The 20965-nt window shown below is 53.6% G+C and carries 18 protein-coding genes; 8 read left to right on the top strand and 10 right to left on the bottom strand.

Going from position 1 to position 20965, the window contains the following annotated elements:
* Window positions 1–142: 142 nt before the first annotated feature.
* Entirely contained in the window at window positions 143–1591 is a 1449-nt protein-coding gene (thiI, locus tag F8R23_RS12505; RefSeq protein ID WP_129935959.1) for a tRNA uracil 4-sulfurtransferase ThiI, read from the top strand.
* A 150-nt stretch (window positions 1592–1741) separates the two neighbouring features.
* Here thiI and yajL read toward each other — a convergent pair whose 3' ends face one another.
* Entirely contained in the window at window positions 1742–2332 is a 591-nt protein-coding gene (yajL, locus tag F8R23_RS12500; RefSeq protein ID WP_129935957.1) for a protein deglycase YajL, read from the bottom strand.
* On the bottom strand, window positions 2295–3206 hold the full coding sequence (panE, locus tag F8R23_RS12495) for a 2-dehydropantoate 2-reductase (protein WP_151415675.1): 912 nt from the start codon (window positions 3204–3206) through the stop codon (window positions 2295–2297). Before panE ends, yajL begins: the two co-directional genes overlap by 38 nt.
* A gap of 182 nt (window positions 3207–3388) precedes the next feature.
* On the opposite strand from panE, the gene F8R23_RS12490 reads away from it, so the two are divergent.
* A complete protein-coding gene (locus tag F8R23_RS12490; RefSeq protein WP_012005524.1) occupies window positions 3389–3880 on the top strand; it encodes a YajQ family cyclic di-GMP-binding protein in 492 nt (163 codons plus the stop codon).
* Between the two features lie 203 nt (window positions 3881–4083).
* Here the strand turns inward: F8R23_RS12490 and F8R23_RS12480 are convergent, their stop codons facing one another.
* From F8R23_RS12480 to F8R23_RS12445, 8 genes are all read right to left on the bottom strand, one after another.
* On the bottom strand, window positions 4084–5448 hold the full coding sequence (locus F8R23_RS12480; RefSeq protein ID WP_112363311.1) for an MFS transporter: 1365 nt from the start codon (window positions 5446–5448) through the stop codon (window positions 4084–4086).
* 200 nt (window positions 5449–5648) lie between these two features.
* Window positions 5649–6539 carry a heme o synthase gene (gene cyoE / locus F8R23_RS12475; protein WP_012005526.1) on the bottom strand — a complete coding sequence of 297 codons (891 nt, stop codon included), beginning with the start codon at window positions 6537–6539 and terminating at the stop codon, window positions 5649–5651.
* 17 nt (window positions 6540–6556) lie between these two features.
* Window positions 6557–6895: a cytochrome o ubiquinol oxidase subunit IV gene (locus tag F8R23_RS12470; protein ID WP_012005527.1), complete on the bottom strand. Its 339-nt coding sequence runs from the start codon at window positions 6893–6895 to the stop codon at window positions 6557–6559.
* Window positions 6892–7509 carry a cytochrome o ubiquinol oxidase subunit III gene (locus tag F8R23_RS12465; protein ID WP_012005528.1) on the bottom strand — a complete coding sequence of 206 codons (618 nt, stop codon included), beginning with the start codon at window positions 7507–7509 and terminating at the stop codon, window positions 6892–6894. The genes F8R23_RS12470 and F8R23_RS12465 overlap by 4 nt, the downstream gene beginning before the upstream one ends.
* Window positions 7499–9490 (bottom strand): cytochrome o ubiquinol oxidase subunit I, encoded by a 1992-nt coding sequence (gene cyoB, locus F8R23_RS12460; protein WP_085115455.1) that lies wholly within the window; start codon window positions 9488–9490, stop codon window positions 7499–7501. Before cyoB ends, F8R23_RS12465 begins: the two co-directional genes overlap by 11 nt.
* Window positions 9491–9494: 4 nt before the next feature.
* Window positions 9495–10445, bottom strand: a complete 951-nt coding sequence (gene cyoA, locus F8R23_RS12455; protein ID WP_129935953.1) for a cytochrome o ubiquinol oxidase subunit II — start codon at window positions 10443–10445, stop codon at window positions 9495–9497.
* Between the two features lie 443 nt (window positions 10446–10888).
* On the bottom strand, window positions 10889–12367 hold the full coding sequence (gene ampG, locus F8R23_RS12450) for a muropeptide MFS transporter AmpG (RefSeq protein ID WP_112347698.1): 1479 nt from the start codon (window positions 12365–12367) through the stop codon (window positions 10889–10891).
* Between the two features lie 53 nt (window positions 12368–12420).
* A complete protein-coding gene (locus F8R23_RS12445; RefSeq protein WP_099062285.1) occupies window positions 12421–12999 on the bottom strand; it encodes a lipoprotein in 579 nt (192 codons plus the stop codon).
* Window positions 13000–13364: 365 nt separating this feature from the next.
* On the opposite strand from F8R23_RS12445, the gene bolA reads away from it, so the two are divergent.
* The 6 genes from bolA (at window position 13365) to hupB (ending at window position 20883) form a co-directional block, all read left to right on the top strand.
* On the top strand, window positions 13365–13679 hold the full coding sequence (bolA, locus tag F8R23_RS12440; protein WP_012005533.1) for a transcriptional regulator BolA: 315 nt from the start codon (window positions 13365–13367) through the stop codon (window positions 13677–13679).
* 366 nt (window positions 13680–14045) lie between these two features.
* Window positions 14046–15350: a trigger factor gene (gene tig / locus F8R23_RS12430; protein WP_112347697.1), complete on the top strand. Its 1305-nt coding sequence runs from the start codon at window positions 14046–14048 to the stop codon at window positions 15348–15350.
* A gap of 438 nt (window positions 15351–15788) precedes the next feature.
* Window positions 15789–16412 carry an ATP-dependent Clp endopeptidase proteolytic subunit ClpP gene (clpP, locus tag F8R23_RS12425; protein WP_012005535.1) on the top strand — a complete coding sequence of 208 codons (624 nt, stop codon included), beginning with the start codon at window positions 15789–15791 and terminating at the stop codon, window positions 16410–16412.
* A 162-nt stretch (window positions 16413–16574) separates the two neighbouring features.
* The gene (gene clpX / locus F8R23_RS12420; RefSeq protein WP_085115460.1) at window positions 16575–17846 is read left to right on the top strand and encodes an ATP-dependent protease ATP-binding subunit ClpX; all 1272 of its coding nucleotides are present in this window, start codon (window positions 16575–16577) and stop codon (window positions 17844–17846) included.
* Between the two features lie 194 nt (window positions 17847–18040).
* On the top strand, window positions 18041–20395 hold the full coding sequence (gene lon, locus F8R23_RS12415) for an endopeptidase La (RefSeq protein ID WP_112347696.1): 2355 nt from the start codon (window positions 18041–18043) through the stop codon (window positions 20393–20395).
* Window positions 20396–20610: 215 nt separating this feature from the next.
* Window positions 20611–20883: a nucleoid-associated protein HU-beta gene (gene hupB / locus F8R23_RS12410; RefSeq protein ID WP_085115462.1), complete on the top strand. Its 273-nt coding sequence runs from the start codon at window positions 20611–20613 to the stop codon at window positions 20881–20883.
* Window positions 20884–20965 lie beyond the last annotated feature (82 nt).

Below are 20965 nucleotides of genomic sequence, written 5' to 3'. Positions count from 1 at the left end.
TTGTGCACCGAGCTCCACCAGATAGTGGTATACTCGGCGCCGCAAATGCGATTGATAAAACATTCGGCAGCCCCGTTGGTTTTATCAATCGCATATACATTGTAAATCCTTTTCCCTCGTAATTCTGACAATAAAGACCGCCATGAAGTTTATCATTAAATTGTTCCCGGAAATCACCATCAAGAGCCAATCTGTGCGCTTGCGCTTTATCAAGATCCTCTCGACCAGTATTCGCAACGTCCTGAAGCAGTATGATGAAACACTGGCGGTTGTCCGTCACTGGGATCATATCGAAGTTCGCGCTAAAGATGAAAACCAGCGACCTGTGATTGCCGATGCGTTGACGCGCATTCCTGGCATTCACCACATCCTGGAAGTGGAAGATCGCGACTATACCGATATGCACCATATTTTTGAGCAGACGCTGGAAGCCTATCGCGAGCAACTGGAAGGCAAAACCTTCTGTGTGCGCGTTAAGCGCCGCGGCAAGCAGGACTTCAATTCGCAGGACGTAGAACGTTACGTTGGCGGCGGTCTGAACCAGCACATTGCCAGCGCGCGCGTTAAGCTGTCGCATCCGCAGGTGACGGTCAATCTGGAGATCGAAGACGACAAGTTGATGCTGGTTAAAGCTCGCCGTGAAGGCATCGGCGGTTACCCGGTCGGGACTCAGGAAGACGTGCTGTCGCTGATTTCCGGTGGTTTCGACTCGGGTGTTTCCAGCTATATGCTGATGCGCCGCGGTTGCCGCGTGCATTATTGCTTCTTCAATCTGGGCGGTGCGGCGCATGAAATTGGCGTGCGTCAGGTAGCTCACTACCTGTGGAACCGCTTTGCCAGTTCGCACAAGGTGCGCTTTATCGCCATCGATTTTGAACCTGTGGTTGGCGAGATCCTGGAAAAGGTCGAAGACGGCCAGATGGGCGTAGTGCTCAAGCGCATGATGGTGCGTGCTGCTTCGCAGATTGCCGAACGTTATGGCGTGCAGGCATTGGTGACCGGTGAAGCGCTGGGGCAGGTATCCAGCCAGACGCTGACTAACCTGCGCCTGATCGACAACGCGTCCGATACGCTGATCCTGCGTCCGCTGATCTCTCACGACAAAGAGCACATCATCAAAGTGGCGCGTGAGATTGGTACCGAGGACTTCGCCAAGACCATGCCGGAGTACTGCGGTGTGATCTCGAAAAGCCCGACGGTGAAGGCGATTAAAGCCAAGATCGAAGAAGAAGAAGGGCACTTTGATTTCAGCATTCTTGACCGTGTGGTTAGCGAAGCCAAGAACGTGGATATTCGCACCATCGCCGAGCAGACTCAGGAGCAGGTTACCGAAGTCGAAACCGTGGCGGAATTCGATGCTGACCAGGTGATTCTGGATATTCGTTCTAACGACGAGCAGGAAGACAAACCGCTGAAGCTGGATCAGGTTGAGGTGAAACCGCTACCGTTTTACAAACTCAGCAGCCAGTTTGGCGACTTGGATCAGAGCAAAACCTACCTGCTGTACTGTGAGCGTGGCGTAATGAGCCGCCTGCAGGCGCTATATTTGCTGGAGCAAGGCTATACCAACGTGAAGGTCTACCGTCCATAATCCACTTCATACTTGAAGCTGCAACTGTGTTGGCTGCGTACACTCACCCCAGTCACTTACTCAAATAAGCTCCCGGGGATTCCCGTACTGGCCGCCTTGTTGCAACTCCAATTATTTTGCGGATTTTATACTTTTTTCAGAACGGGGTATTTAATCGCGGAAATCATACATTCCCGGTATCAATACCAGCTGAGCGGCGATCTCCGCCGCTTTGGCTTTCCCCAGCAGTAAATCAATCAGCTTCAGCGCAAACTCCATTGAAGTTCCCGGCCCCTGGCTGGTGAGCAGGTTAACGCGCGGATCGAACACCACACGTTTCTCTATCCATTTGTCGGCCGGGATCTGTTCTTTCAGCCCCGGGAACCCGGTCATATTGCCAATGGGGAACAGATCGTGGTGTTGCAGTACCAGTGCCGGCGCTGCGCAGATGGCGGCGACGATATTACCCTGCAGGTGCATCTGACGCACTTTCTCCACCAGCAGCGGGCTGTCGCGGAAGCACTCGGCACCTTTCAGGCCACCGGGCAGCACGATGGCGTCGAAAGGTTCGTCCACAATAGATACCAGCGGTGCATCGGCCAGCAGCTTTACCCCGCGTGAACAGACGGTAGTCAGGTCGCCATCGCCGGCTACGCTGGCGGTAGTCACTTTAACGCCCGCCCGCACCAGTAAATCTATCGTGGTGACGGCTTCGATTTCTTCGCTACCAGGTGCCAGGCAGACCAGCGCCGATACGCTCATATTCATTTTCCTTTCGCTTAATCAATTCAAACAGTCGCGCGTTCTCTGGCAGAGTCACGCCGTGGCTACGCGCGCGGCGCAGCAGGTAGCCGGTAATGTAGTCGATCTCGGTGTGCCGCTGGGTGCGGATGTCTTGCAGCATTGAAGAGACGTTGTCCGCAGTGCTTTGGATCACTTCCATGACGTACTGCTGCAAGCCCTCGCATGAGGTGTGGTAACCCTCCATTTCCATCACGCTGGAGACTTCGCGGCAGATAAGCTCGATTTGTTCCGGATAGCGTTGCAGATCGCCATTACGGCAATTATACAGCGCCGTTAGTGGGTTGATCACGCAGTTGACCGCCAGCTTGCGCCAGTTCGCCGAGGCAATATTGTTGTGCCAGGCGACGTCAGGCAGGGCCTGATGCAGCACTTCCGCCAGGTGGCTAAGGGATTGCGCCGCCGGGGAGGTCGGGCCGATATGGGTGGTGCCACCGGCGACATGGATAATAGTGCTGCCGTCATGGCGCGCCGCATGGGTGGTGGTGCCCTGCAGTATCGGTTGGTTGTTCGGTGGCAGTTCATCCTGGGTGCCCATGCCGTTGTGCAGCAGCAGGACGGCGCAACGCGGGTTCAGTTTTGGCAGCAGCGTGCTGACCGCGCTGGACACCTGCCAGGCCTTCAACGTGACCAGCAGCAGTTCGCTCTGGGCTAAATGTTCGGGATCGTTGGTGGGCAAATTACGGTTGAACGAAGCGCCTCCCGGCTCAATCACGTTCACTGCGCAGAAGGGCTGTGGCACTCGTAGCCATCCCTGAACATCGTGACCCTGCTGATAAAGCCGGGAGAGCCACAGTTGTCCGAGCGCACCGCAACCAAGAATAGTTATTTTCATCCAGACTCCTGGGGGTAACGGGAATATCGCTCAATGACTGTCGTATAATTATAGACTTTTCTGCTGTTCGGCGGCTTATTCGCCGGTAGCTTCAGCCGATTTTGCCTGCGGCGCTAAAGCGGTTATCATGCTCGGCATCGAAATCGCCTATCGCATTAGGCTCTCATTCAGGAGGAAGAAGTATGCCATCTTTCGACATTGTTTCCGAAATTGATATGCAGGAAGTGCGTAACGCCGTAGAGAACGCCACGCGCGATCTTGGCACCCGTTGGGATTTCCGTAACGTGCCGGCCAGTTTTGAGCTGAACGAAAAAGACGAAAGCATTAAAGTGGCCAGCGAGTCTGATTTCCAGGTGCAGCAGTTGCTCGATATTCTGCGTGAAAAGCTCAGTAAACGCAGCATCGAAGGCAGCGCACTCGAGATCCCGGAAGAAATGACGCACAGCGGTAAAACCTACAGTGTGGACGCCAAGCTGAAGCAGGGGATTGAAAGCGCCCAGGCGAAGAAACTCGTCAAGCTGATCAAAGACAGCAAGCTGAAGGTCCAGGTTCAGATTCAGGGTGATGAAGTGCGGGTAACCGGCAAGTCACGCGACGATCTGCAGGGCGTGATGGCGCTGGTGCGCGGTGCCGATCTGGGACAACCGTTCCAGTTCAAGAACTTCCGCGATTAAGGTTTTTACGAAGGTGACGATCTTGAAGGGCCAGCTTGCTGGCCCTTGGGTTAGATGACAAAGTTGTCTTTGAGCCCGAGATACTCGGGCCTAGCGCACCGAGGGGCACTCCGGCGGGCAAGCCGCTACGACCCCTTCGGCACGCTCTCCCTAATAATGGGCTTTGTCAGCCGTCTGAAGGGCCAGCTTGCTGGCCCTTTTCTTTACAGTGAATTCACCAGCGCTTCCAATTGGCCGCGGTTGGTTTGTTTGGTATCGACCTTCACGTAGGCGCTGCGCTCTTCCGGCACCACTATCGCTTCCGCCACGCCCGGTTGGGCTTTCAGGCGGCTTTCCAGTGCCGAATCCTTCACGGCCAGTTCCGACAGCGTAATACGCAGGCTGCTGACGTAAGGCGGTTCTTGCATGGTACTGCTGACCAAAAACCAGATTGCCGCTAACACCGCCCCGGCGATAAACACCAGCCCCGCACCCTGCAGGCCATACAGCAAGCCACCCAGGCTGCCGCCGATCGCCACACCGATAAACTGGCTGGTGGAGTAAACCCCCATCGCGGTACCTTTGTAGCCAGCCGGAGACTCTTTACTGATCAGCGATGGCAGAATGGCTTCCATGACGTTAAACGCCATAAAGAACAGCTGCACGCCGGCAATGATGCCCCACAGGTGCGCGCCGGACAGCCACAGCAGCACTTCCGCGCAGAATAACACCGCTACGCAACCCATAAAGACCTGCTTCATGCGGCGCTTCTTCTCGGCATAAATGATAAATGGCACCACGGCAGCAAAAGAAACCAGCATGGTGACCAGGTAGACAATCCAGTGCTCGCTCGGGGCCAAACCGGCTTTCTCCATCGCCAGCGGCAACGCCACGAAGCTGGACATCAGCAGGATATGCAGACACATGATGCCGAAATTCAGCTTTAGCAGGCGGGAATTGCTCAACACCTTGCTGAAGCTGCCGCGCACGATGCTGGATTCACGGTTCAGCACGTGGTGGCTGGCGGAAGGAACTACCGCCAGAGTGATCACGATGCCAGCCAATGCCAGTACCGCAATCATCCAAAACAGCGCATGCAGGCCAAAGGCGTGAGTGACGATCGGGCCCACCACCATGGCAATGGCGAAGGTAATACCGAAGCTGACGCCGATAAACGCCATTGCCTTGGTGCGGTTCTGTTCACGGGTCAGGTCGGACAGCAGCGCCATCACCGCCGCTGCAATAGCGCCCGAGCCCTGTAATGCCCGGCCGAGGATCACGCCCCAGATGGAGTCGGTCGCGGCGGCAATCACGCTACCCAGCGCAAAGATCAGCAGGCCGCCCACAATCAGCGGCTTGCGGCCGATACGATCGGATATCAGGCCGAAGGGGATCTGGAATACCGCCTGCGCCAGGCCATAAATACCGATGGCGATACCGATCAGCGTTTCGCTGGCGCCGTTCAACGCCATACCGTAGGTGGTCAGTACCGGCAGCACCATAAACATGCCCAGCATGCGCAGTGAGAATACGGTTCCTAATCCCCAGGTCGCTCGTCGTTCCAGCGGGGTCATTGCATTATCGTTCATTAAAACCTCATTAAAAGCCATTCCCTCAGGCTATCGGTGATAACGCCTGAGGGGATAGCTTCTGTCAAAGCTGCGTCATTTTAGTGTGAAGGGCAGGGGGGGTAAATCTAATGTTGTTTAACAGATATTACAGTTCGTTGGCTTTTTGGCGAGACAAATAAAATGGGCCGCTAAAGCGGCCCATTCACAGACGATTTGGCTTACCAGACGTAAGTCATCAGCGCTTCCGGCGCGGCTGTCGCACTGAAGTCGATAGACATCATTACGCTCAGCGAAGTGATGGCAACAATCGAGAACACAAACAGCTTACGTGCCCAGACGCTGTCATTTTCGGTTTTGTAACCACGCAGCGCCATACCCAGCCACCATACGCTTACTGCCGCAGCGACAATCAGGTATTTGTAGCCGGCGTAGCCGCCCAGGGTCAACATCAGGGTGGCAATCATAAACGCCACAATGTAGACCGTGATGTGGTTCTTCGCCACCGAAATGCCTTTCACTACCGGCAGGACCGGAATGTTGGCTGCCTGGTAATCTTTAAAGCGGAAGATGGCAATCGCATAGGAATGCGGCATCTGCCACAGGCTAAAGATAGCCAGCAGGATCAACGCACCGGCATCGAACTCGTTGGTGACTGCGCAATAACCGATAACCGGTGGCGCAGCGCCCGACAAGCTGCCGATCAGCGTGCCATAGACCGAGTGGCGTTTCATGTACAGGCTGTAGACGCCGACATAAACCACAAAGCCCATCACCGCCAGCCACATGGCCAGCGGGTTGGCGCCGATATACAGCAACGCAAAGCCCGCAATACCCAGAGCGGTAGCGTAAACCAGGCTTACACTCGGCGCGATCAGGCCTTTAACCAGCACCCGATTCTTCGTTCTCTCCATTTTCTTGTCGATGTCGCGGTCAATGTAGTTGTTAAATACACAGCCCGAAGCGACAACCAACGAGACCCCCACCAGGGTGGCGAGAAACAGGGGATAGTCGATGCTCCCTTTAGAGGCGAGCAGGAATCCCCCGACGACAGAAATTAAATTGCCGAAAATAATTCCTGGTTTAGTTACTTGCAGGTATTGCTTAATCATCACGTCCAGCTCTGCTCTTAATCGACCATCATATTGATGTTGAGGTTGTACATAATCCAGAGTGAACCCACAACAACGATACCGATGATCATAGCGGTGAACAGCAATGCCACCAGGTTCCAGCGCTCTTCCGATGAGGTATTCATGTGCAGGAAGTAAATCAGGTGAACAACCACCTGAATCACCGCCATGCCGACTACAACCGCCAGGATAGTTGAATGAGAGGCGGTGCCGCTCATCACCATCGCAAATGGAATCACCGTCAGGATGATCGACAGAATAAAGCCGATCAGATAGGTCTTGACGCTACCGTGGCTTGCGCCGCCGTGAGAAGTTTCATGGGATGAATGACTCATGACATAACCCCCAGCAGGTAAACAACGGTGAATACGCAGATCCAAACCACGTCCAGGAAGTGCCAGAACAGGCTCAGGCACATCAGACGGGTTTTATTGGTTGAAGTCAGGCCGCGCTTGCTGACCTGAATCATCATGATAACGATCCAAACCAGACCGGTAGTCACGTGCAGACCGTGGGTAGCAACCAGTGCGAAGAAGCCTGACAGGAACGCGCTGCGATCCGGGCCATAGCCTTCAACGATCAGGTGATGGAACTCATAGATTTCCATCGCTACGAAGCCCAGACCAAACAGGAAGGTCAGGAACAGCCAGGTATTCACGCTGCCAACCTTGCCTTTGTTCATGCCGATCATCGCCATACCGTAGGTGATGGAGCTGAACAACAGCAGGAAGGTCTCAACCAGAACAAACTTCAGATCGAAGATGTCTTTGCCAGAGGGACCGCCAGCGGTCCCGTTCACCAGTACTGCATAAGTCGCGAACAAGCTCGCAAACAAAATACAGTCGCTCATCAGGTAGATCCAGAATCCGAAGACTTTGGTCTCTCCTGCGTCGTGGTGCCCATGCTCTGCATGGGCTGCGTCATGGTTAGTCAGAGTATCAGTTGACATGTTTCACGCCTGCTTTGCTGATTTGTTCATAGTGTTGGTTTTCAATGCGCTCGATTTCATCAACCTGCACATAGTAATCAACATCTTGATCGAAGCTCTTGGCAATCCAGGTCACGATCATACCTACGAAGGCAGCGATCGCCATCCACCAGATGTCCCAGATCATCGCGAAACCAAATACCAGGCTGAAGCCAGCAATAATCACACCGGCACCGGTATTTTTCGGCATATGAATCGGTTCGTATTTCGCCGGTTTCTTATAAGCGTTGCCTTTTTCTTTCATGTCCCAGAATTCATCACGGTCATGAATCTGTGGCACTACGGCAAAGTTATAGAACGGCGGTGGAGACGAAGTAGACCACTCCAGAGTACGAGCGCCCCATGGGTCACCGGTCAGATCACGGTTCTGCTCACGGTCACGCACACTGACGTAGATCTGAATCAGTTGGCACAGTATACCGCAGGCAATCAGAGCCGCGCCGCCAGCCGCTACCAGCAGCAGTGGGTGGAACTCTGGGTTGATGTTCTGGCTGATACGACGAGTCATACCCATAAAGCCCAGAGCATACAGTGGCATAAAGGCCACGAAGAAACCGATGATCCAGAACCAGAACGCACGGATACCCCAGGTTTCGTTCAGCGTGAAGCCGAAGGATTTAGGGAACCAGTAGGTCAGGCCGGCGAAGCAACCAAACACCACACCACCGATAATCACGTTATGGAAGTGGGCAATCAGGAACAGACTGTTGTGCAGCACGAAGTTCGCGCCCGGTACTGCCAGCAGAACGCCGGTCATCCCACCCACGGAGAAGGTGATGATGAAGCCGATGGTCCACAGCATTGCGGAGTTGAGCTGAATGCGGCCCTGGTACATGGTGAACAGCCAGTTGAAGATTTTCACCCCGGTAGGAATGGAAATGATCATGGTGGCGATACCGAAGAAGGCGTTAACGTTCGCGCCGGACCCCATGGTAAAGAAGTGGTGCAGCCATACGATGAACGACAGAACGGTAATCGCGATGGTTGCCCATACCAGTGAGGTATAGCCGAACAGGCGTTTTCTTGAGAAGGTCGCGGTGACTTCAGAGAACACACCAAACACTGGCAGAACCAGGATATACACCTCTGGGTGACCCCAGGCCCAAATCAGGTTGATGTACATCATCATGTTGCCGCCCATATCATTGGTAAAGAAATGGAAGCCCAGGTAGCGATCCAGGGTCAGCAACGCGATGGTAACAGTCAGAATTGGGAAAGAAACGATGATCAGGACGTTAGTACACAGCGCCGCCCAGGTGAACACCGGCATCTTCATCAGAGGCATGCCAGGAGCACGCATCTTCATGATGGTGGCGAAGAAGTTCACACCGGTCAACAGGGTACCCAGACCGGAAATCTGCAGACTCCAGATCCAGTAATCGACCCCGACGCCAGGACTGTATTCCTTGCCCGACAGCGGCGGATACGCCAACCAACCGGTCTGCGCAAACTCACCCACCCCCAGAGAGATGTTGATCAGTACAACACCCACCACGAAGAACCAGAAGCTCAGGGAGTTCAGGAACGGGAAGGCAACGTCACGTGCACCGATTTGCAAGGGCACAACCACGTTCATCAGGCCGACCACGAAAGGCATCGCCATGAAGAAGATCATGATTACGCCGTGGGCGGTAAAGATCTGGTCGTAGTGGTGCGGTGGCAGGAATCCGGCCTCGCCGGCGGACGCAAGCGCCTGCTGGCTACGCATCATGATGGCATCGGCAAAACCACGCAGCAACATAACCATTGCCACGATGATGTACATGATACCAATTTTTTTATGGTCGACCGAAGTCAGCCAATCGCTCCATAGCCATTTCCACTTGCCGAAATAGGTTATCAGCGCCAGCAGAGCCAGGCCCCCGATAACAATTGCAGCAACGGTGACCATGATGATCGGTTCGTGGTACGGAACCGCATCAATCGTTAATTTTCCCAACATCAGTTTATTCCTCGGCTCCGGCGTGAGCAGCATGTTCACCCATGTCCATACCCTGGCTCATGTCCATACCTTCGTGCGTGGTAGCGCTCTTGTGCATGTTCATATCGCCCATGAATTTGCCAATAGTTTCTTTGAACAAATTAGGTTTGACACTGGAGAAGTACTCGACCGGGTTATTTTCACTCGGCTCTGCCAGTTTGTTAAAGTCGCTGGTGGCGTTAAGGTTAGTCGACGATGCTTTCACCTTGGCAACCCACTGATCGAAGTCGCCTTCGGTAGGGGTGACAATGGCGGTGAATTTCATGCCGGAGAACCCGCGACCGCTGAAGCTGCTGGAAATACCGTCGTATTTGCCGGCTTCATTGCCGATCAGGTGCAGTTTGGTCTGCATCCCGGCCATCGCATAAATCTGCCCACCTAACTGAGGAATAAAGAACGAGTTCATTACCGAGTTAGAGGTGATTTTGAATTCAACTGGAACATCTTTCGGGAAAGCCAGTTCATTAACCGTTGCGATGCCTTGTTCCGGGTAGATAAACAGCCATTTCCAGTCAAGCGACACCACTTCGATCGTCATCGGCTTCTTGTCAGTCACAATCGGCTTGAACGGATCCAGCTCGTGGGTAGTCTTCCAGGTAATGGTGCCAAGGATGGCGATGATAATGATAGGAATGGTCCAGACGACCGCTTCGATTTTGTTGGAGTGTGACCAGTTCGGACTGTATTTGGCATCTTTGTTGGAAGCACGGTACTTCCAGGCAAAGGCGAACGCCATAAAGATGACTGGTACCACCACGATCAACATCAAGGCGATTGCAGTGATAATCAGTGTCCGTTGCTCAACACCAATTGCTCCTTTGGGATTCATCAATACCATATTGCAACCGCTGAGCATTACAGTGGAAGCAATTAATGACAACATCCCAATACTTTTATTGTATTTCTTAAGTCTCATCTAACGACCCCAATTACAAAGGCTCTATATTGTCGTTTCATGTGTGCGGGCATTTTACGGGAAGGTTGCAGTACTGTAAACATGCTTAAGGGAGTGTCAGCGCCTTGTTGACACTTTCTGTTAAGGGGGTCACAGATGTCACGTTGCGTGACAATTTACTAATGGCAACAAAGCGTTGGCTCGCTGAATCGTGACGAGCAGACTCTATGTTAAGGAAAACTAAAGGTATGCTGAGTTTGGCAGATTTAGCTGTCGTTTTTAAATACGCAGGAAAGGTTTATTTAATGTAAAATAATTGTGTATTTAAAGTGAATTTAATTTTATTTCCGAGTGCCTTAGTCGGATAAAAAAATAATTCCTCCGCCATTTATGTTCTTTTATCCGAAATAAACTCATCACGCTGATGCATTTTTGCCGACCGGTGTGATCACCTGCCGACGATATCAGGCAAGTTTAGTGCGGCGCAGTGCCAGATAGTCCAGCAAACTGCCCATCACTATGCCGACCAGACTTAGCGCGGCACCCAACTGCAACAACCGATCGGCCAGGTTCGGCAAGGCACTCCAGTCGAGCGCGTTGGTGATCAGCAGAATCAGCCACAGCCCCAGCAGTGAACAACCCAGGGTCAGCATGCGTAGCGCCCAGCGGTAAAACTGGCGAAATTCAGTGCGTGGCATGAAGTTATCGGTGCGCTGCGTGTATTCCAGCGTCTGTCGGCACAGGCGCAGCAACAGCAGGCCGGGCAAGGCCGCGGCGATCGAGAATAGATAGAACAGCGGCCAGCCGTGTGCTTCGACAAACCAGCCAGCAATGGGGCCAACATAGACGCGACCGACTGCCGACAGTGCTGACAGCAGGGCAAACTGAGTGGCGGAAAATGACCGGTTGCACAGCGTCATCAGCAGTGCGACGAAGGCGGCGGTACCCATGCCGCCGCACAGGTTTTCCAGGAAGATGGCGCTGCCCATGGTCATGATGTTTTTATCGGTGACCGCCAGTATCCAGTAACCGAGATTGGAAACTGCCTGCAGGATGCCGAACAGCATCAGGGCACGGAACAGACTAAGGCGTTGCATCAGTACGCCGCCAAACAGCGCACCGACGATGGTGGCGAACAGGCCGAGGGTTTTGTTCACCAGCCCGACTTCTCCGGCATCAAAGCCGACACCGCGGATCAGGAAGGTGGTGCTCAGGCTACCGGCAAAGGCATCGCCCATCTTGTACATGACGATCAACAGTAAAATCAGCCAGGCGTTGTTGCGCGCGAAGAAATCACGCAGTGGGGCGACGACTGCCTCCTCCATGGTGCGCGGCGCAGGAATGCTGTTGTCCGGCTCCGGTGCCAGTAGGGTGGCGACGATACCGATCAGCATCAGCCCGGCCATTAGCCAGTAAGTAGACTGCCAACCGAAATAGCGATCTGCCAGCCACAGTGCCAGCCCGCCGGACACCAGCATCGCCAGTCGGTAACCCAGAACCGAGACCGCAGCGCCAGTGCCACGTTCTTCAGCGCTCAACAGATCGGTTTTATAGGCGTCGAAAACAATATCCTGCGACGCAGAACAGAACGCCACCAGTACCGCCAGTGCTGCCAACCACCACAGATGCTGTGCCGGTTGCATAAAGCCCATCGCCACAATCGACACCACCAGCAGCAGTTGGCTGATCAGCAACCAGCCACGCCGCCGCCCAAGGAATGGCGGGGTGTAGCGGTCCATAAAGGGTGACCACAGGAATTTGAACACATAGGCCTGACCAACCAGCGAAAAGATACCGATGGTTTTCAGATCGATGTTTTCGACGGTCATCCAGGCTTGCAGCGTGCCGGAGGTCAATGCCAACGGCAGACCTGACGCAAAGCCCAGCAGCAGGAGGATGGCGGAGTTACGCTGGGTGAAGATATTCAGATAGTTTTTCGACATGAGTTCCCTGTCTGCACCGCCCGACTGTCCGGGCGGCACAAGGCGTTCGTGGCTTAACGCGCGTTTTGCTTGATAAAATCGTTGACGCTGGTGTCTTGCGCCATATCGGCAATGACGTCGCCGAGCACGGTGTTGACCGCGTTGGTGATTTTCTCGTTGGTCGCCGTGAAGGCGCCCTGCACGTTATAGGTTGAGCGGTAGTTTTTCACCTGCTTGTTGCCGTTCTTCGCTTGGGCGGTGATAGAGATATCGGCCTTGGTGGTGATGTTGTAGCGCAGGTTGCCTTCGGAGACGTCCGCATACAGGTTATTGACCACGATTTGCAGGTCAACGGCACCGTCAGCACCGATCATATAGCCGCGTGCGCCCATTTGTTTCTCTAGCACTTCCTGCAGCAGGAAGCGCAGATCGCGGGATGGGGTAAGGGTCACCAACTGGCCGTCGCGGTTCACTTTCGCCAGTGCCTGATCCTGGCGCTGATCCGCACCGTTAATGCTGATGGTCACACCTTGCAGCGTCGGATCCTGTTGTGGCAAGACGATCTTTGGCGTGACGTTCAGGGTGTTGCTGCTGGTAGCACAGCCAGCCAGCAGCAGTGCGGCCAACAGTGGAAGGCAAAGTTTCTTTAACATAGTTACTGTCTCATTCTCGATGGATTTTAAGCCGACGCAAACAGCCCATGACAGAGAGGCCGATTTGAGCAAGCTTTCTGTAATAATCAGAGCGGGATAGCCAACAACAAATTGTCGACATCATAGCATCGCCGCCGGCCGGAGGAAGCGCAGAACGCACCGGAGTGACAAATTTTTACCTGCCGTTGATAAAAACATGCTTTTTTGACCGTCTCAATCAGAAAAACCTCAAGCGACGGCGGATGTTGGCCGTTTTTTGCCCGCAAAGAAGAGAAATTTAGCTGAGGAATGGTCTAAACGGGAAGAAAGCGGCTAATATTGAAATAGATGGGGACGGTCCTCTGCCGGTGTAGTAAGGAGATCCTATGATTCGCGAGCAAATAGAAGCAAAGTTAAGGGCGGCATTTGAGCCCGCGTATCTGGAAGTCGTTGATGAAAGCTATCGTCATAACGTTCCGGCGGGTTCAGAAAGCCATTTCAAGGTGGTGTTGGTCAGCGATCGCTTCGTCGGCGAACGTTTCTTGACGCGGCATCGCTCTATTTACGGCGTTCTGTCGGAAGAGTTATCCGATGGCGTGCATGCGCTGGCGCTGCACACCTATACCCTGAAAGAGTGGGAAGGGTTGCAGGATACCGTGCCGGCTTCTCCCCCTTGTCGTGGTGCCGGAACCTTGGCCTGACGGCTAAATTTGCGGTATCAGTGGAACTTTGACCACGATTTGGGGTATTACTACAGACGAATTTTGGAACGGCCTGCGGGCCGTTTCTGTTTTTGACGACGACACAGCCGATGCGCAATGCAGCCAAGGCCGGGTCGGCTTCGGCGGCCTTTTGGCGATCAAATCGGCAAAAGTGTGAGTTTTAGCGCGCCGCCGCCGCCTTGCTTTCCTCGACTCGCTCCGCATGCGCCGCTATAATGTCGCGTCTTATTTTTCCGGAATGGTTTCGGGACGCTTCTGTCATCAGGAAACTCGGTTCTGTAATGTAGCCGTCCTGGTTCTTGGAACGGAGTTGACCGAGCACTGTGATTTTTTTGAGGTAACAAGATGCAAGTTTCAGTAGAAACCACTCAAGGCCTTGGGCGCCGTCTCTCTATTACTGTACCCGCTGATACAATCAAGCAGGCTATTAAAAAAGAGCTGATCAACGCTGCAAAAAGCGTTCGTATCGATGGCTTCCGTAAAGGCCATGTACCGATGAACATCGTTGAGCAACGTTATGGCGCTTCTGTTCGTCAAGACGTACTGGGCGATGCGATGCAACGCAGCTTCGTTGATGCGATCATCAAAGAAAAGATCAATCCGGCTGGCGCACCAAACTACGTGCCAGGCGAGTACAAAGAAGGTGAAGACTTCACTTTCGCCGTTGAGTTCGAAGTGTATCCAGAAGTTGAGCTGAAAGGCCTGGACGGCATCGAAGTTGAGAAGCCGGTGGTTGAAGTTAACGACGCTGACGTTGACACCATGCTGGACACCCTGCGCAAGCAGCAGGCGACCTGGAAAGAGACCGATCGCGCAGCTCAGGCTGAAGACCGTGTGACCGTTGACTTCTCAGGCTCTATCGACGGTGAAGAATTCGAAGGCGGCAAAGCCTCTGATTTCGTACTGGCCATGGGCCAGGGCCGTATGATCCCAGGCTTCGAAGAAGGTCTGGTCGGTCATAAAGCCGGTGAAGAATTCGCTATCGACGTTAACTTCCCTGAAGATTATCACGCTGAAAATCTGAAGGGCAAAGCGGCTAAGTTCGACATCGTTCTGAAGAAAGTGGAAGAGCGTGAATTGCCAGAGCTGACTGAAGAATTCATCAAACGTTTCGGCGTGGCTGATGGTTCTACCGAAGGCCTGCGTGCTGAAGTGCGTAAAAACATGGAGCGCGAGCTGAAAGGCGCAGTGCGTAACCGCATCAAAACTCAGGCAATCGACGGCCTGGTCAGTGCTAACGAAATCGACGTTCCTGCTGCGCTGATCGACGGCGAAGTTGACGTTCTGCGCCGTCAGGCTGCACAGCGTTTCGGCGGCAACGAGAAGCAAGCGCTGGAACTGCCACGCGAACTGTTCGAAGAGCAGGCTAAGCGTCGCGTCGTTGTCGGTCTGCTGCTGGGCGAAGTGATCAGCACCAACGATCTGAAAGCTGACGAAGATCGCGTTAAAACGCTGATCGAAGAAATGGCTTCCGCTTACGAAGATCCAAGTGAAGTTGTTGAGTTCTACAGCAAAAACAAAGAGCTGATGAACAACATGCGCAACGTTGCTCTGGAAGAACAAGCGGTTGAAGCCCTGCTGGCAAAAGCGAAAGTGACTGAGAAAGCCACTACCTTCAGCGAGCTGATGAACCAGACTCAACAGGCGTAATGTCTGTACGCCAGGGCGCAACTCGTTGCGCTCTCGGGGCCGCCTGGTCGGTCCCGGCGTTAAAAAAGCCCGTAACCTTCGGTTGCGGGCTTTTCTTTTTGCCACGTTGCTGATTAATCTCAGGTTAAGCGTGACAATATGCACTATATTTACACTGTTGATCTTGCAACAGTCTGGCATGATGGTTATCACCCGCAGCGAAGGTGTGCAGGATAGCCGCTAAAAATACGCCGCCGGGCTTGAAATTCTGACAGTGGCCCCAATCTGTAAAATGTATATATATAGGCTGTTTGCCAGAGTGCGCGGGATAAAAAAGCCGTCGGGTACGTGTGGCGTGGGTCGAATGCTTGAGCATAGTCATCATGACCGTTCTCAAGTAGAATCGGTGTAATAGGGTGTAACCCTGGCCGCCAAGGCAATTTCTATTAGGAGACGGTAATGTCATACAGTGGCGAACGAGATCAATTTGCACCTAACATGGCCCTGGTGCCGATGGTGGTAGAGCAGACTTCACGCGGGGAGCGTTCTTACGACATTTATTCCCGCCTGCTGAAAGAGCGCATTATTTTCCTGACCGGCCAGGTCGAAGATCACATGGCCAACCTGATTGTGGCGCAAATGCTGTTCCTCGAAGCAGAAAGCCCGGAAAAAGACATTTTCCTCTACATTAACTCCCCGGGTGGCGTGATCACCGCAGGCATGTCAATCTATGACACCATGAAGTTCATCAAGCCGGACGTCAGCACCATTTGTATGGGCCAGGCGTGCTCGATGGGCTCCTTCCTGCTGACTGCCGGTGCCAAGGGCAAGCGCTTCTGTCTGCCGAATTCACGCGTGATGATCCACCAGCCGCTGGGCGGTTATCAGGGCCAGGCGACGGATATCGAAATCCATGCGCGTGAAATCCTGAAGGTGAAGGCGCGTATGAATGAGCTGATGGCAGAACACACCGGCCAGACACTGGAGCAGATCGAACGCGATACCGAGCGCGATCGCTTTATGACCGCGGAAGAAGCGGTAGAATATGGTCTGGTTGACGGTATTCTGACGCACCGCAAGTAACACCACGCGGCTGGCGAGATAATTGTGCGAGCCGATAGACTATAGTAATCAGAGCGGGCGTGGCTCGCTCTGGTGAGCATTATCGGCATTCCCGGTATGAATTCGGGGCGTACGGCCGCCGTGATTTTCCTGCGGGACAAAGACTAAAGAAGAGGTTTACTGATGACAGATAAGCGCAAAGACGGTTCAGGAAAGCTGCTGTACTGCTCTTTCTGCGGCAAAAGCCAGCATGAAGTGCGTAAGCTGATTGCCGGTCCGTCAGTGTATATCTGCGATGAATGTGTTGATCTGTGTAACGACATTATTCGCGAAGAGATTAAAGAAGTTTCACCGCATCGTGAGCGCAGTGCGCTGCCGACGCCGCACGAGATCCGCCATCACCTGGATGACTACGTCATCGGTCAGGAACCGGCGAAAAAAGTGCTGGCAGTCGCGGTGTATAACCACTACAAACGGCTGCGCAACGGCGATACCAGCAACGGTATCGAGTTGGGCAAAAGCAACATTCTGCTGATTGGTCCTACCGGTAGCGGTAAAACCCTGCTGGCGGAAACGCTGGCACGCTTCCTGGATGTGCCATTCACCATGGCCGATGCCACCACGCTGACCGAAGCCGGTTATGTGGGTGAGGACGTGGAAAACATTATTCAGAAGCTGCTGCAGAAGTGTGACTACGACGTGCAGAAAGCTCAGCGCGGCATTGTCTATATCGATGAAATCGATAAGATTTCTCGTAAGTCAGACAACCCGTCGATTACCCGTGACGTTTCGGGTGAAGGCGTGCAGCAGGCGCTGTTGAAGCTGATCGAAGGCACCATTGCCGCCGTTCCGCCGCAGGGCGGCCGTAAGCATCCGCAGCAGGAATTCCTGCAGGTTGATACCTCGAAAATCCTGTTTATCTGTGGCGGCGCCTTTGCCGGCCTGGATAAGGTGATCGGTCAGCGCGTGAATACCGGTTCCGGTATTGGTTTTGGCGCCACAGTGAAGGGTGAGGCTGAGAAAGCGACCGAAGGCGAACTGCTGCTGCAGGCTGAGCCGGAAGATCTGATCAAGTTTGGTCTGATCCCTGAGTTCATCGGTCGTCTGCCGGTCGTGGCTACGCTGAGTGAGCTGAGCGAAGATGCGCTGATCCAGATCCTGAAAGAGCCGAAAAATGCCCTGACCAAACAGTATCAGGCATTGTTCAATCTGGAAGGTGTAGAGCTGGAATTCCGTGAAGAAGCACTGAACGCCATCGCCAAGAAGGCCATGAAGCGTAAAACCGGTGCTCGTGGCCTGCGTTCCATCGTGGAAGCCGCGCTGCTGGACACCATGTACGACCTGCCATCAATGGACAGCGTCGACAAAGTGGTGATCGACGAGTCGGTCATCGCCGGCCAGTCCAAACCCTTGCTGATTTACGGCAAACCGGAAGCGCAGGCTTCAGGCGAATAATTCGCCAGTCAAACCAGAAAGTTAATGTCAAAATGGGGGATTTTATCCCCCATTTTTATTTCCTGCATTCTGCCGTTGAATGTAAGAGATTCATCCCCATATACTCATTAACCAGATTTTATGAAACGTTTGATGCTTGCGTCTCATGAGATTCCCCCTCAACCTGGCGGAAGTTAAACTTAAGAGAGAGCTCTATGAACCCTGAGCGTTCCGAACGCATAGAAATCCCCGTCTTGCCGTTGCGCGACGTGGTGGTTTATCCGCACATGGTGATCCCGTTATTTGTTGGCCGGGAAAAATCAATTCGGTGCCTCGAAGCAGCAATGGATCATGATAAGAAGATCATGCTGGTGGCACAGAAAGAGGCCTCAACGGATGAACCTGGCATTAATGATTTGTTCTCTGTCGGCACCGTAGCGTCGATCCTGCAAATGCTGAAATTGCCTGATGGCACGGTAAAAGTGCTGGTCGAAGGGCTGCAGCGGGCGCGTATTACTACGCTTTCCGACAGCGGAGAGCATTTTGCTGCCCAGGCCGAATATCTTGAGTCACCTGCGATTGATGAGCGTGAACAAGAAGTGCTGGTGCGCACTGCAATCAATCAGTTTGAAGGCTACATCAAACTGAACAAGAAAATTCCACCGGAGGTGCTGACGTCATTGAACAGCATCGACGATGCTGCACGCCTGGCGGATACCATCGCCGCGCACATGCCGCTGAAACTCAGCGACAAGCAGTCGGTACTGGAGATGTTCGATATCACTGAACGTCTTGAATACCTGATGGCGATGATGGAATCGGAAATCGACCTGCTGCAGGTTGAAAAACGCATCCGTAACCGCGTCAAAAAACAGATGGAAAAAAGTCAGCGCGAGTACTATCTGAATGAGCAGATGAAGGCGATTCAGAAAGAACTGGGCGAGATGGACGATGCGCCAGACGAGCATGAAGCGCTGAAGCGCAAGATCGAAGCGGCGAAAATGCCGAAAGATGCGCGTGAAAAAACCGAAGCGGAACTGCAAAAGCTGAAAATGATGTCGCCAATGTCTGCGGAAGCCACCGTGGTACGCGGCTACATCGACTGGATGCTGCAGGTTCCGTGGAATGCGCGCAGCAAGGTTAAGAAAGACCTGCTCAAGGCGCAGGAAGTGCTCGATATCGATCACTACGGCCTGGAGCGCGTCAAAGACCGTATTCTTGAGTATCTCGCAGTACAGAGCCGCGTCAGCAAAATCAAAGGGCCTATTCTGTGTCTGGTAGGGCCTCCTGGCGTAGGTAAAACCTCGCTGGGTCAGTCGATCGCCAAAGCGACCGGTCGCCAGTACGTGCGTATGGCGTTGGGTGGCGTGCGTGACGAAGCGGAAATTCGCGGTCACCGTCGTACCTATATCGGTTCCATGCCGGGCAAGCTGATCCAGAAAATGGCCAAGGTTGGGGTGAAAAACCCACTGTTCCTGCTGGACGAGATCGACAAGATGTCTTCCGATATGCGCGGTGACCCAGCCTCTGCACTGCTGGAGGTACTGGATCCGGAACAGAACGTGGCGTTTAACGATCACTATCTGGAAGTGGATTACGATCTGTCCGACGTGATGTTCGTGGCTACCTCGAACTCGATGAACATTCCTGCGCCGCTACTGGACCGTATGGAAGTGATCCGCCTGTCCGGATACACCGAGGACGAGAAGCTCAACATTGCCAAGCAGCACCTGTTGCCGAAGCAGCTCGAGCGTAACGCCCTGAAGAAAGGTGAGCTGACGGTCGACGATAGCGCCATCACCGGCATTATCCGCTTCTACACCCGTGAAGCTGGGGTGCGTAGCCTGGAGCGTGAAATCTCCAAGTTGTGCCGTAAAGCGGTGAAAACGCTGCTGATGGACAAGAAGATCAAGCATATTGAGATCAACGGCGACAACCTGAAAGATTACCTGGGCGTACAACGTGTCGATTACGGCCGTGCGGATACCGAAAACCGCGTGGGTGAGGTTACCGGCCTGGCGTGGACGGAAGTGGGTGGCGATCTGCTGACCATCGAAACCGCCTGCGTACCGGGCAAAGGTAAGCTGACCTACACCGGCTCGCTCGGTGAAGTGATGCAGGAATCTATTCAGGCCGCACTGACCGTAGTGCGTGCGCGCGCGGATAAATTGGGGATTAACCCTGATTTTTACGAGAAGCGTGACATCCACGTGCACGTGCCGGAAGGCGCTACACCGAAGGATGGCCCGAGCGCCGGTATTGCGATGTGTACCGCGCTGGTTTCCTGCCTGACGGGCAACCCGGTTCGCGCCGATGTGGCGATGACCGGCGAGATCACGCTGCGTGGTCAGGTACTGCCGATTGGTGGCCTGAAAGAGAAACTGCTGGCGGCCCATCGCGGTGGTATCAAAACCGTGCTGATCCCGTATGAGAACAAGCGCGATCTGGAAGAGATCCCGGCGAATGTTATCGCCGATCTGGATATTCATCCGGTACAACGAATTGATGAAGTTTTGGACCTTGCGTTGCTGAATCCGGCCTTCGGCGCACTGCCGGTAGCGGCAAAATAGTGACGTATCGCAAAAACCATTGATAAAACTTATGCTGGCAAGCCATTTCGGACTTGCCAGTCTTTTTTTGTACCGCTAAGTTAGACAGCTGTCGGCCCGCGTTTTGTCACGCTTTCGGTGGCTTGCCAAGGTACGATGGGATTGATATAACAGCTGCGCTGTCGTGCCGTAGGGATTTTTCGGTGCGACGATTGAATTCTAGAGGGGATGATAGAGTGAATAAGTCACAACTGATCGACAAAATTGCCGCAGGTGCTGATATTTCCAAAGCGGCAGCTGGGCGTGCTTTAGATGCAGTGATTGCATCTGTTACTGAATCCTTGAAGGAAGGGGATGATGTGGCCCTGGTAGGTTTCGGTTCCTTCACCGTGCGTGAGCGTTCGGCCCGTACTGGCCGTAATCCGCAAACTGGTAAAGAGATCGCCATCGCGGCAGCCAAAGTTCCGGCCTTCCGTGCAGGGAAAGCGCTGAAAGACGCAGTAAACTGATTGTTTGCGTCTAACCGTTTAGCGTTACAGGGCTTTGTAATAAACAATCACCTGACGCAACGGTGCTGGTAAGGTAAGATAT

The sequence above is a fragment of the Serratia proteamaculans genome (assembly GCF_008830365.1).
GTDB lineage: Bacteria > Pseudomonadota > Gammaproteobacteria > Enterobacterales > Enterobacteriaceae > Serratia > Serratia proteamaculans.
This window is presented reverse-complemented; position numbering and strand designations above follow the sequence as displayed.